Origin of the sequence: Brenneria rubrifaciens (assembly GCF_005484945.1) — a bacterium.
Taxonomy (GTDB): Bacteria; Pseudomonadota; Gammaproteobacteria; order Enterobacterales; family Enterobacteriaceae; genus Brenneria; species Brenneria rubrifaciens.
In genome coordinates, this window is sequence record NZ_CP034035.1 from 2,477,654 (window position 1) to 2,489,800 (window position 12,147).

At 50.9% G+C, this 12,147-nt stretch carries 10 protein-coding genes; 5 read left to right on the forward strand and 5 right to left on the reverse strand.

Features of this window, described 5'->3' with window-relative positions; translation table 11 throughout:
* Positions 1–281: 281 nt before the first annotated feature.
* Positions 282–1,622: an anaerobic C4-dicarboxylate transporter gene (locus tag EH207_RS11305; protein ID WP_137714077.1), complete on the forward strand. Its 1,341-nt coding sequence runs from the start codon at positions 282–284 to the stop codon at positions 1,620–1,622.
* Between the two features lie 46 nt (positions 1,623–1,668).
* On the opposite strand, the gene cuyB is transcribed toward EH207_RS11305, so the two are convergent.
* From cuyB to EH207_RS11320, 3 genes are all read right to left on the reverse strand, one after another.
* The gene (cuyB, locus tag EH207_RS11310) at positions 1,669–2,412 is read right to left on the reverse strand and encodes a cysteate racemase (protein ID WP_137714078.1); all 744 of its coding nucleotides are present in this window, start codon (positions 2,410–2,412) and stop codon (positions 1,669–1,671) included.
* Entirely contained in the window at positions 2,409–3,422 is a 1,014-nt protein-coding gene (gene cuyA / locus EH207_RS11315; RefSeq protein WP_137714079.1) for a D-cysteate sulfo-lyase, read from the reverse strand. The genes cuyB and cuyA overlap by 4 nt, the downstream gene beginning before the upstream one ends.
* Before the next feature lie 243 nt (positions 3,423–3,665).
* The gene (locus tag EH207_RS11320; RefSeq protein ID WP_137714080.1) at positions 3,666–4,688 is read right to left on the reverse strand and encodes a malate/lactate/ureidoglycolate dehydrogenase; all 1,023 of its coding nucleotides are present in this window, start codon (positions 4,686–4,688) and stop codon (positions 3,666–3,668) included.
* Between the two features lie 338 nt (positions 4,689–5,026).
* Between EH207_RS11320 and EH207_RS11325 the strand changes: the two genes are divergently transcribed.
* From EH207_RS11325 to EH207_RS11340, 4 genes are all read left to right on the forward strand, one after another.
* Entirely contained in the window at positions 5,027–6,049 is a 1,023-nt protein-coding gene (locus EH207_RS11325; RefSeq protein WP_137714081.1) for an ABC transporter substrate-binding protein, read from the forward strand.
* 68 nt (positions 6,050–6,117) lie between these two features.
* Positions 6,118–6,984 carry an ABC transporter ATP-binding protein gene (locus tag EH207_RS11330; RefSeq protein WP_137714082.1) on the forward strand — a complete coding sequence of 289 codons (867 nt, stop codon included), beginning with the start codon at positions 6,118–6,120 and terminating at the stop codon, positions 6,982–6,984.
* Entirely contained in the window at positions 6,944–7,810 is an 867-nt protein-coding gene (locus EH207_RS11335) for an ABC transporter permease (protein ID WP_137714083.1), read from the forward strand. Before EH207_RS11330 ends, EH207_RS11335 begins: the two co-directional genes overlap by 41 nt.
* A 121-nt stretch (positions 7,811–7,931) precedes the next feature.
* On the forward strand, positions 7,932–9,041 hold the full coding sequence (locus tag EH207_RS11340) for an iron-containing alcohol dehydrogenase family protein (RefSeq protein ID WP_137714084.1): 1,110 nt from the start codon (positions 7,932–7,934) through the stop codon (positions 9,039–9,041).
* A gap of 96 nt (positions 9,042–9,137) precedes the next feature.
* Here the strand turns inward: EH207_RS11340 and cbl are convergent, their stop codons facing one another.
* The gene (gene cbl, locus EH207_RS11345; protein ID WP_137714085.1) at positions 9,138–10,091 is read right to left on the reverse strand and encodes an HTH-type transcriptional regulator Cbl; all 954 of its coding nucleotides are present in this window, start codon (positions 10,089–10,091) and stop codon (positions 9,138–9,140) included.
* A gap of 611 nt (positions 10,092–10,702) precedes the next feature.
* A complete protein-coding gene (locus EH207_RS11350; RefSeq protein ID WP_137714086.1) occupies positions 10,703–12,067 on the reverse strand; it encodes an MATE family efflux transporter in 1,365 nt (454 codons plus the stop codon).
* Positions 12,068–12,147 lie beyond the last annotated feature (80 nt).

Consider the following 12,147-nt stretch of genomic DNA (forward strand, 5'->3'; position numbering starts at 1 on the left):
ATGATAGGTATGTAATATTTTAAATGTTGGTTAACCGATAATCATAAATTAGTTTTTGATGATTATTAAAAAACTAATTTTATACTTTAAAAACTAAAAAAATCAACATAAAATAATTATTGGGAGCTACTTCTTTTATTTAAAGCAAAAAAAAATAAACATAAAAATTAATAGACTTAGATCAAGAAAATTAATAATAAACAATCCCTATAGTACCAGCGACGAAAGTAAGACAACCGAATTAATTAACTCGTCATTCTGAGCAATGGGGTAGGAAATCTATGGATTTTATCATTCAATTAGTCATTGTCCTGATCTGTCTTTTCTACGGTGCGAGAAAAGGCGGGATCGCGCTGGGATTATTAGGCGGCATAGGACTCGTTATTCTGGTGTTTGTCTTCAAACTTCAACCAGGTAAACCACCGGTCGACGTCATGTTGGTAATTATCGCCGTGGTCGCTGCGTCGGCAACGCTTCAGGCCTCAGGGGGTTTGGACGTGATGTTGCAAATCGCGGAACGACTGCTGCGCCGTAATCCGAAATATGTGTCAATCATCGCGCCGTTCGTGACCTGTATTCTGACCATCCTGTGCGGTACTGGCCATGTGGTTTATACCATTCTGCCGATTATTTATGATGTCGCCATCAAGAATAATATCCGCCCTGAAAGACCCATGGCGGCCAGTTCCATCGGCGCGCAAATGGGGGTCATCGCCAGTCCTGTTTCCGTGGCGGTGGTATCGCTGGTAGCGATGCTGGCGAACTTTACCTTTAACGGTCAGCATCTGGAGTTTCTTGACCTGTTGTCGATTACCATTCCATCTACCCTTATGGGGATTCTGGCAATCGGTATTTTCAGTTGGTTCAGAGGTAAAGATTTGGATAAAGATCCTGATTTCCAGAAATTTATCTCTGTACCGGAAAACAAAGAATATGTTTACGGCGATACCGCGACCCTGCTGGACAAAAAGTTGCCTCGCAGCAACTGGCTTGCCATGTGGATCTTTTTGTGCGCCATTGCCGCCGTCGCCATTCTGGGGGCGGTATCGGAATTACGTCCACAGTTTGGCGGCAAGCCCCTGTCCATGGTACTGGTTATCCAGATGTTTATGCTGTTCGCTGGCGCAGTCATCATTATTGCGACCAAAACCAATCCGGGGTCCATTTCGAAAAACGAGGTCTTCCGCTCAGGTATGATCGCCATCGTTGCTGTTTATGGGATTGCCTGGATGGCAGAAACCATGTTCGGGGCGCATTTGGAACAGATAAAAGCGACGCTGGGTTCGTTGGTAAAAGAATACCCGTGGGCCTACGCTGTTATTCTGTTGCTGGTTTCAAAATTTGTTAACTCACAGGCCGCCGCGTTAGCCGCCATCGTGCCCGTTGCGTTGGCAATCGGCGTTAATCCGGCTTATATCGTTGCATCGGCGCCCGCCTGCTATGGTTATTACATTCTGCCGACCTACCCGAGCGATCTGGCGGCCATTCAGTTTGACCGTTCCGGCACCACCAAGATTGGCCGTTTTGTCATTAACCACAGTTTTATCCTGCCAGGCTTGATCGGGGTGTTTACCTCCTGCGTCTTTGGTTGGGTGTTCGCGGGAATGTACGGCTTCCTGTAATGCTGAAGTCCGCACCAAAAACCGTTCGGGCTTCCCGAACGGTTTTTTATAGCCGCCGTTCCGAACTTAGCCATTGCCGCACACAGCACTGCGCCAACGCCCGCGCCGGATCGATGCTGACGTCCAGCCAGCGCGATTTCACCGCGGCCAGCGCCGGGGCAACTTCCGTACACGCCAGTACCAGCCGCTCCGCCCCACGATCAACCAGCCGCTGGGCGAGCCGCTCAAGCAACGCTCCTCCCTGCTGTAACTCACCGCGTTTTACCGCATAACAACCCGGCACGAACAGCGTTGCCATTTCCTGTTCGGTCGGCGCCAGCGTAGCGCTGCCCAACCCGGCGAATCGCTGCTGATACCACCCGGCAGCAAGCGTGCCATGCGTCGCAATCAGCCCGATTTTCGACGGCGCCTGAACCTGATTTTTTACCGTACGAGCGAGCGACTCCAACGTTGCATCGGCAATATGAATCAGAGGCGCACGGCTTTCCGTGGCCAGCGCATCAAACCAGTGGTGCGCCGTGTTGCAGGGGATCACGATATGGCTGACAGCCAACCGATTAAGCTGACCAACCGCAGCCAATAACGCAGGCAGCGGGGATGCGCCGGTCCCTGCCAGCGCCTGCTGGCGATCCGGGATCTGCGGCACGCTCCAGGCCACCACCGGTACATGATCCTGATCGCGGCTGACGGGCGTTTCTTCAATTATCTTCTGCATCAGATCAACCGTCGCCAGCGGCCCCATTCCCCCCAGGACACCAATCAGGATCGCGCTATCTGTCCGGATATTCATTGGGATGGCGTCTGCTCAAAAAGCTGGCGATAGCCGAACAATCCGGCGGAACCACCGGTATGGATAAAGACAATATTCTCACCCGCGCGAAAACGTCCCTGACGGATCAGATCGATAAGTCCCGCCATACCTTTGCCGGAATAGACCGGGTCAAGCAATATACCTTCCAGTTGCGCCAGCAACGTCAGCGCTTCCAGGGTGCCTGCGGTGGGAATTCCATATCCCTTCCCCACATAGTCGCTATTCACATTTACGGCGCTGCGCGGGATCTCACCCGGTATGCCAAGCAGTTGCCAGGTACGTTGCGCCAGCGCATACACATTCTCCTCTTGCTTCTCTTTGGGCGCTCTGACGCTGATGCCCAGCAAAGGAATCTGACTGTGGGTTGCGGTCAACCCCGTAATCAGCCCAGCCTGTGTGCCGGTGCTGCCCGTAGCGTGCACAATGCGATCGATGCGTAAACGCTGCTGGCTGGACTGAAACAGCAACTCTTCCGCACAAGCCACATAGCCCAATGCACCGACAGGGCTGGAGCCGCCGCCGGGGATCACATAGGGTTTCAATCCCTTTTTACGCAGCGTGTCGGCCAGTTCTTCCATTGCTTGCTGCATATCGGCGCCGGCAGGCAGATGGTCGACGATCTCGCCGCCCAGCAGATTATCCAGCAAAATATTGCCAGATCGCTGGTAGTCATCCCCATAATCGGTAACGCGTTTTTCCAGCAACACCTGGGTCTTAAGCCCCAGCTTCGCGGCGGCGGCAATCGTTTGCCGGACGTGGTTAGACTGCGTGGCTCCCTGGGTGATGATGACATCGGCGCCCTGTTGCCGTGCGTCAGCCAACAGAAACTCCAGCTTGCGCGTCTTGTTGCCGCCGGTCGCTAATCCCGTCGCGTCGTCGCGTTTGATATATAAGGTCGGTCCGCCTAAATATTTTGACAGGTTCGGTAACGGTTCCAACGGTGTGGGAAAATGCCCCAGCGATAGCCGGGGAAAACGGGCAAGGTGCATGACTCTCTCCTTAATAATTCTATTTATCTATACCCATCATATTTCAAGTTGCCTGTGCGCTGGCTTTACCCGCTCGCCCTGGGCACGTATTGGTATAAGCGCCTGGGGATTCGCGATGTCGCCGTCTTCCTGCAACGCGAATTATTTAGGAATAAGTAATAATTGCTACATTATCTTCAACATACGCGTTTTATACGCTTAAATATATTCATAAATATAATACGTTAATCACTGATTATCCGTTCAGGCAGCCCGTTTATTCAGATCAACAAGTTGTTTCCAACTGGTTTCATCAACATATATCCCTTCGTCGATACGCCGGCGATAATGTTGTTTTTCAGCATCTCCCGGCAATAATAATTCACCATCATCCCGCGACTGACGGACCCATGCCAATAATGCCGGGATCTCAAATTGATAGGTATCGGCCCCGCCCAGCCGTTGCGGGTCAATTAAAATAGACAGCATGCTGTTAATGATTTTTTTACCTTCGCCCGTTGCGGTACGTTCTGTTTTTCCGCCGGTCAATGCGGCGCCCAGCAGAGAACAAATCAGCGATAACCCCGAGCCTTTATGCTGACCAAAAGGCAACAGCGCGCCCAGTGGCTCCTCCATCAGCCAGCGCGGATCAATGGATGGATTTCCCTCACTATCCACAATGCACCCCGGCGCCAGTTGTTTCCCCTCATTCCAGGCAATTCTCGCTTTATTACCGGCTATCATACTGGTGGCAAAATCCAGAACGACCGGCTCTTCGCCTTCAACCGGAATCCCCACGCAGAAAGGATTGGTGCCGAAACGCGGGCGTTGCCCCTGCCACGGCAAGACCACAGGTTTGGTATACACATTGGCGAAATGCAGTGAAACCAGCCCGGCCTCGGCGGTCTGCTCGGCCCAGGCGCCGAGGCGCCCCAGATGATGAGCATCCGCCAGACTGACTACCGCCACCCCCTGTGACCGCGCCCGTTCAATGCCTTGTGCCAGCGCCTGTCTGGTGACCACTTGACCAAAGCCCTGATGACCGTCAAAAGAAATCAGGGGACCAAAGTCCAGTGTCTTTTCAGCATTGGCATGGGGCGATAGTCCCCCTTCCTGAATTGCCGCAATGTAGCGCGGCAGCATGCTGACGCCATGCGAGTCATGACCTTTAAGACTTGATTCAACCAGGTTATCCGCCACGATATCGGCAATGACGGCGTCAACCTCAATATCAACCAACCTGGCACGTAAATAATCGCGCAAATAATGATGACTAAATACTGGCATAATATTGCCTCTGAATACCGTTAAAAAAACAGGCTTCACTATAGCGCGGAGATTTTTATCCCTAACTGCGAAATAAGACTATTAATAGCTAATAATTTGCTAAAAACAATCATTCCGCGCAATCCAACCATTTATGTTGAGACAGTGCATATTTTGTCTAACTTATTCCAAAAAGTACTTTATCAATAACAGGCGAAGAAAATAGGATGCAATGAACCTGTAAAGGTAAAAAGCTTATCTCATTAAAAAAAGCCCATCATGCGTTATGTCGAAACAATTGACTGGATTATTGAAATAAATATTACCGTTAACCGTTTATTAAAAACCAGAGAGGGAAAATGAATAACCTATCAAAAAATAAAAAGTTCAATCGATTAACTCGTGCTGCGGCAATAATAGGATTAACGCTGGCGTCAAGCGCCGCCAACGCGGAAGGAAATATCAGTATCGCTCAGCAATTTGGTATTGGTTATCTGGTACTGGATGTCGTGCGCGATCAAAATCTGATCGAAAAACACGGTAAACAGCAGGGTCTTGATATCAAAGTCGAATGGCGCACGCTTTCCGGCGCAACCGCCATCAATGAGGCGCTGCTGTCAGGGGCGCTGGATGTGGCCTCGGCCGGGGTGCCGCCGATGCTGACGGTGTGGGATCGCACGCGCGGTAAGCAGAACGTCAAAGCGATCGCCTCGCTGGGATCGATGCCGAATTATCTGCTCACCAATAATCCTGCGGTCAAAACCATTGGTGACCTGAGCGATAAAGATCGCATTGCCACCCCCGCCGCCGGGGTGGGCTACCAGTCGCGCACGTTACAGATTGAAACGGCTAAACAATACGGCGCTGACAACTTCAAGCGCTTCGACAAAATCACGGTCAGCCTGCCTCATCCCGATGCCAGCGCTGCGCTGATTGCGGGCAAATCCGAAATCAGCACCCATTTCTCCAGCCCGCCATTCCAATATCAGGCTTTGGAACATGCCAATATCCATAAGATCCTCAGCTCTTATGATGTTCTGGGCGGCCCGGCAACGTTCAATGTCCTTTACACCACCCAGAAGTTTCATGATGAGAACCCGAAAACCTACCGCGCTTTCTATGACGCGCTCGCCGAAGCATCTGAAATCATCAAAGCGGATAAACCTGCGGCGGCTGAAACCTATATCCGGGTAGAAAAATCACGACTCGACCCGGCATTGGTGAAAAAAATCGTTGAAGACCCGGAGATCGATTTCACCATTACGCCACAACGGACTTACGTCTACGCCGAAAAATTACACCAGCTCGGCGTACTGAAACATAAGGCTGACGGCTGGAAAGACTACTTCTTTAGCGAAATTCACGATCGGCCGGGCAGCTAGCCCACCGCATAACGGTGATATTTAACCTGCGAGGTTGACGATACCGTCAGCCGCGCACCGGAGGATTTATGAGCCACGACGATTACAATGCGCTTCAGACACCGCTGTTACAAATCGACCGCGTCGGGTTGGAATACCGGACTCGCCGCAGTCAGGTGCGCGCCACGCACGACGTCAGTTTTGACGTTTACCCCGCAGACCGCTTTGTGCTGCTGGGGCCGTCAGGATGCGGAAAATCCAGTCTGTTAAAATCCATCGGCGGATTTTTACCGGCGGTTGAAGGGGACATCCGGCTTGATGGCAAAAGCGTCACGAAACCGGGGCCGGATCGGATTATGGTCTTTCAGGAATTCGACCAACTTCCGCCGTGGAAAACCGTGCTGGAAAACACGCTATTTCCGCTGATTGCCAGCCGTCAGGCGAACCGGGCGGAAGCCATTGAAAAAGCAAGGTATTTTCTGGATAAAGTGGGGTTAACCAAATTCGCCGACGCCTATCCGCATACGTTATCCGGCGGGATGAAACAGCGCGTCGCGATTGCCAGAGCGCTGGCGATGCAGCCGAAAGTGTTATTGATGGATGAACCGTTCGCCGCATTGGATGCGCTAACCCGCCGTAAAATGCAGGAAGAGTTGCTTGCCCTGTGGGACGAGGTTCGCTTCACTCTGCTGTTTGTGACGCACGCCATCGAAGAGGCGTTGATTGTCGGTAGCCGGGTGCTGTTGCTCTCGCCCCATCCAGGGCGGGTTCGCGCAGAAATCAACTGCCACCAGTTCGCCATGAACGATCAGGGCAGTGAGGCATTTCAGGCGACCGCTCAGCGTATTCACCATCTTCTGTTTCCGGCTGAAGGCACGGCGCCCTCTTCCGCCACTTTGCATCAAGGTAAACATTATGAGCATACAACCCCCCGTCCGTCCCGAGTATCAGCGTGAGCTTGCCCCGCTCAAAAATTTTACGCTGGCGCTGCCTTTACCGCTGGCGACGCGGCTATGGAATCAAGCGTGGTTACGTAAGCTGACGATCCTATTGGGACTCATCCTATTATGGGAGTTCGGCGCCCGCTGGCAAAACAACGAGCTGATGCTGCCTGGTTTCCTGCAAACCGTGGATGCTTTCCAAGCGGATCTTGCCAGCGGTGAATTACCTGCCAAAGTCGTCATTTCGCTTGGCACTTTGCTCAAAGGTTATGTCGTGGGCAGTCTGTTGGCGCTGGGATTAAGCGCGCTGGCCGTATCGACCCGTATCGGACGCGATTTGCTGGCGACGTTAACGTCGATGTTTAACCCGCTGCCCGCCATTGCCTTGCTGCCGCTGGCGCTGTTGTGGTTTGGGCTGGGAGAGAAGAGTCTGATTTTTGTGCTCATCCATTCCGTGATGTGGCCGATGGCGCTCAATACGTACTCCGGTTTTCTCAGCGTGTCTGAAACACTGCGTATGACAGGACGAAATTACGGTTTAACCGGCCGGCGGTATGTTATGCATATTCTGGTTCCCGCGGCGCTGCCTTCTATTCTGTCTGGTCTGAAAATCGGCTGGGCGTTCGCGTGGCGTACGTTGATTGCCGCCGAACTGGTTTTCGGCGCATCCAGCGGCAACGGCGGACTGGGCTGGTATATTTTCCAGAACCGAAATGAACTGTATACCGACCGGGTTTTCGCCGGTCTGGGAACCGTCATAATCATTGGTTTGCTGGTGGAGGGTCTGATCTTTTCCAGCATAGAGAAACTCACGGTAAAACGCTGGGGAATGCAACGTTAAGTCATCGTTACCACCTGCTGGTTATGCAAAATTCACTTATGCATAACCAGAATTGTTCTTTTACAGAGTTCTGCATAACTGCTACAACGGCTCATCCTCCGACACCTTAGAGGTCGTGTACATGATTGCAATACAAGCACCGGATACCTATCTGAATCGTAATGGGGTTATCCGTTCTGTTGGTGAATTTATTACCCCTTTGGCCAAAACCCTTCTCATCGTTACCAGCCCGCAGGCCTGGAAAGCCACGGCGGAACAGGTCGAGCACAGCCTGCGTCAACACGGTCTTATTTATCAGGTTGAATTTTTACCGGGCGACTGCACCAAACCCGCAATCGAAGCGTTGACCACTGAGGCGCGAACGTTCGCGGCTGAATTGATCCTGGGGATTGGCGGCGGGCGGGTATTAGACGCCGCCAAAGCCGTTGGCGAAGTATTGGGGCAGATACCGGTGATTACCGTTCCCACCATCGCCGCCACCTGCGCGGCCTGGTCGCCTATCAGCGTGATTTACAGCGAGACAGGCGCGCATCAAGGCTCAATCCCGTTGAAGCGTCTGCCGGTATGGGTACTGGTCGATAGCGAAGTGATTGTGCAAAGTCCGCCGCGTTATCTCAAGGCGGGCATCGTTGACGCGCTGGCGAAGTGGTATGAGTTCCAGCCTTACCTGCGCAATGGCGATGACGGACTGGCGTTGGCGTTGAAGGCTCAGGCGGCAAAACTGGCCGTGGACATCTTTAATACCGACGGCGAACAAGCCATTAATGATAATCAGCAACGGCAGGTTACGCCGGCGTTACGTAAAGTGATTGACGCCGTTATCGCCCTGGCGGGCGTGGCGAACAGCATGAAAGACGATGTCCCCCGCGTTGGCGTCGCGCATGCTATTCATAACAGCATGACGCGTTTGCCTGAGCTCCATCACTGGTTACACGGGGAAAAAGTGGGATTCGGCCTGGCGGCACAGGCATTTCTTGAACATGATAACCAGCGAGACAGGGAGGAATTGTTATCCCAGCTCCGCCGCTATGGTAGTCCACTGACGCTGGACGCGCTCGGCCTTGACGATCAACGTCTGCGCGTCGACGAGATCGCCAACAATGTGAAAATATCCCCCGCGATTGCCGCCTTGTTGCCGTTCTCTATCGAGTCTGAACGCATCAAGACCGCGTTATTGAGTACACGGCAATTAACGGCGCGCCCTGCCGCCGCGGATAATCGCGCCGCGTAACGCCCACGGCATAACCGGGTAAACCGCTCATCGTCTGAAAAAAAACAGCCAGCGAAAAAGCTGGCTGATTGACAGGTTCCCGGTTATCTCAACGCCTTAGATTTGATAATCAATCGCCGCTTCGTCATTGTCCGAGAAGACCTTGTCCTTAATTTCCGTCAATGACAATTCAGTATTACAGAGCTGGATGAATTTCCAGGTATAGTTACGTTGTAACTGATTCTTTTTTAACCCCAGCCAAACTGTATTCGCCTCAAAAAGATGTTCCGCATTCAGCCTGATCAACCCTTGGTCACGCACGGGATCGTAACAGCGATCCGCTACAATCCCGACGCCAAGCCCCAGTTCAACATACGTTTTAATCACATCCGAATCCTGCGCGCTCAAGGTAATATCCGGCGACATACCGGCTGCCTGAAATGCGCGATCCAAACGGGACCGACCGGTAATTCCCTGACGGTAGGTAATTAACGGCACGGTGTTGAGTTTCTCCAGCGTGAGTAGCGGTTCGCTCGCCAACGGATGATTTTCCGGCACAATGACCGAATGGTGCCAGCGGTAATAAGGAAAAGCGGCCAACGAAGCATCATCAATCAGTTGTTCACTGGCAATACCGATATCGGCTTCCCCGGCATTCAGCATCGCCACGATCTCATCAGGCGTCCCCTGATTCAGCACCAGGCGAACCTGCGGATACAGCGAGCGAAACGCTTTGATCACCTGAGGCAGACTATAGCGGGCCTGGGTGTGGGTGGTCGCAATCACCAACTGACCCGCGTCGTTATTGGTAAAAACATTTGCCAGACGACGGATATTGCTGGCGTCGTTCAAAATCCTTTCTGCTACAATCAACAGCTCTTTACCGGGTTCTGTCATTCCCAGTAGTCGTTTACCACGGCGAATAAAGATTTCAATCCCCAGTTCCTCTTCCAACTCGCGGATATGACGGCTCACACCGGATTGAGAGGTAAACAGCGTATTCGCCACTTCGGTCAGGTTGTAATTACACCGCGCTGATTCGCGAATAATCTTCAGTTGCTGAAAATTCACCCTTCACTCCACTGTTCTGTTTTTTACGTTAGGCAGTTATACCCAATAGACTTCAAGATGCGGACGAAACGCTGTGGTTTTTAAACCCTACCCAGCGTTGGTTGCTTACGGGTAAGACACATTCATGAGCCTCGTAACGCCGCAACCAGGCGACAAATTCATCGCAAGCGAATTTGACCAGCCAGCGCATCTGCACTTGAATGATGACGGGTATATAGATACGAAGGAACCGTGAACAAGACAAATAAGTAATTAGATTTGATTATATTTTTTTATGCTAAAGCGCGGCCGGGATAAAAGCAGCGGTTAAATCTGAAAATAATTCACATGAATTCAATCAATTAATAGTCATTAACAACATGGGCGCTGACTCCCCCTACTCTGGAAACTTTTTCGCTATTGTTTATAACCTTCCATTCTATGCCCGACAGCATTCGGGCCGCAGGTGCATCCCCGTCGAACCGGATAAGCGCCTTGTTGCAGGTTTTGCCGTGGACGATTCTAAACTTTTGCGTCGCCAAAGCGCATCAGAAAGTACAGGGAACGGTAACGTTCTGAACGTAGCGCTGTCCAGGGTTCGATGTGCTCAATAAAGCTATTTAAACAATGAATTACCACAATCTGGCGCTGTCAGTCCTTTTCAAAGACGACATCTGCGCACGCAAAATAGCGAAGCCTATTAAGCCGGTCACAATATCTGCAAGAGGAAATGCCCAATATATCCCCGAAACATTCCAGTACCAGGGGAGAATCCATAATAGAGGGAGAGTTAATACTAAATAACGCAGCAAAGAGACATAGAGCGCGATTTTAGCGACGCCAATTGACTGGAAGTACATGAGAAAAATTTGCTGTAACGCGATAAATGGCATTGCCAGATGAAAAATTTGAATTGACAGTGACGCCACATCAATGACTTGCTTATCATCGGAGAAAAATGATGCCATCTGTTCTGAAAAAGCTAAACAGATAAGCGAATAAAGCAATGCGCTACCACAGGCAAGCAGAGAGAGCGTTTTTATTACATCGCGCACCCGCTGAAATTTATCTGCGCCGATATTATAACCGACAAGGACTTGCGCCCCCATACATAGCCCATTCAAAGGTAATGCCGCGACCATCAGTAAACGGGAAGATATGCCAATGCCGGCGACAACCGCATCGCCGTACTGTAAAGCAACCCGGTTTAAAAATGATATCGACACCACCTGTAACAATGCGTTTAGCGCCGTGGGAAATCCTATGCCGAGGATCGCGAAAACATCTTTTTTGGCGGCTAAACCTTGAGTTAGATTGATGGCGCTTTTCCCTGTCGAAAAATGAATAATATACATTGCGACCGAAGCGCATTGCCCCAATAGCGTTGCGATACCGGCGCCTTCTATGCCAAAATTAAAATAAAAGATAAAAATCGGATCGAGAATGGCATTACACCCAAACGCCATCAACTGCGTTTTCATACTCATGCGGGTATTGCCCTCCGCCCGAACAATGAACCCAGAAATCATATTGATGACGACCAGTATGTAACCCATTAGCAGCCATCGAAGATAACGCTGCGACAAAATTAACGTCTCATTCTCCGCGCCCATAAAGACGAATATTTTTAATGAGGCTGAACGAATCAAAAAGCTAAGTAATAAAGCAGTAATCAGCCCGCCTAAAAACGAGGAAAGCGCATAGCGGCCTGCTTCCTTTATTTTTCCCGAGCCAAGACTGCGGGATACAAAAGACGCACCTCCCGCGCCAAAACAGATCCCAATGGTGGAGATCGCTATCGCGAAAGGGAATGTCAGCGCCATCGCTGCGATAGCGTGCGTACCCAAACGGCCAATAAAAAAAGCGTTTAAAAGCTGGTATAATGCACTGACGCTCACGCCAATAATGGTAGGTATAGCTAATTTTAAAATTAATGGAAAAATGTCATCGTTGGCTAACCCATCCAGATTTTGTGAATTTTTGACAGGCGTTTTCATAAAAACCTCTAAACAAGGAATTCAAAATTAATCCCGCCTTGAAATGATAAGCCGGGATTCTATTTTTATACCTATAACAC

Coding starts and splice junctions, on each gene's coding strand:
- cuyA (WP_137714079.1), bottom strand. CDS start 3,422: ATGCACCTTGCCCGTTTTCCCCGGCTATCGCTGGGGCATTTTCCCACA.
- EH207_RS11330 (WP_137714082.1), top strand. CDS start 6,118: ATGAGCCACGACGATTACAATGCGCTTCAGACACCGCTGTTACAAATC.
- EH207_RS11335 (WP_137714083.1), top strand. CDS start 6,944: ATGAGCATACAACCCCCCGTCCGTCCCGAGTATCAGCGTGAGCTTGCC.
- EH207_RS11320 (WP_137714080.1), bottom strand. CDS start 4,688: ATGCCAGTATTTAGTCATCATTATTTGCGCGATTATTTACGTGCCAGG.
- EH207_RS11305 (WP_137714077.1), top strand. CDS start 282: ATGGATTTTATCATTCAATTAGTCATTGTCCTGATCTGTCTTTTCTAC.
- cuyB (WP_137714078.1), bottom strand. CDS start 2,412: ATGAATATCCGGACAGATAGCGCGATCCTGATTGGTGTCCTGGGGGGA.
- EH207_RS11340 (WP_137714084.1), top strand. CDS start 7,932: ATGATTGCAATACAAGCACCGGATACCTATCTGAATCGTAATGGGGTT.
- EH207_RS11325 (WP_137714081.1), top strand. CDS start 5,027: ATGAATAACCTATCAAAAAATAAAAAGTTCAATCGATTAACTCGTGCT.
- EH207_RS11350 (WP_137714086.1), bottom strand. CDS start 12,067: ATGAAAACGCCTGTCAAAAATTCACAAAATCTGGATGGGTTAGCCAAC.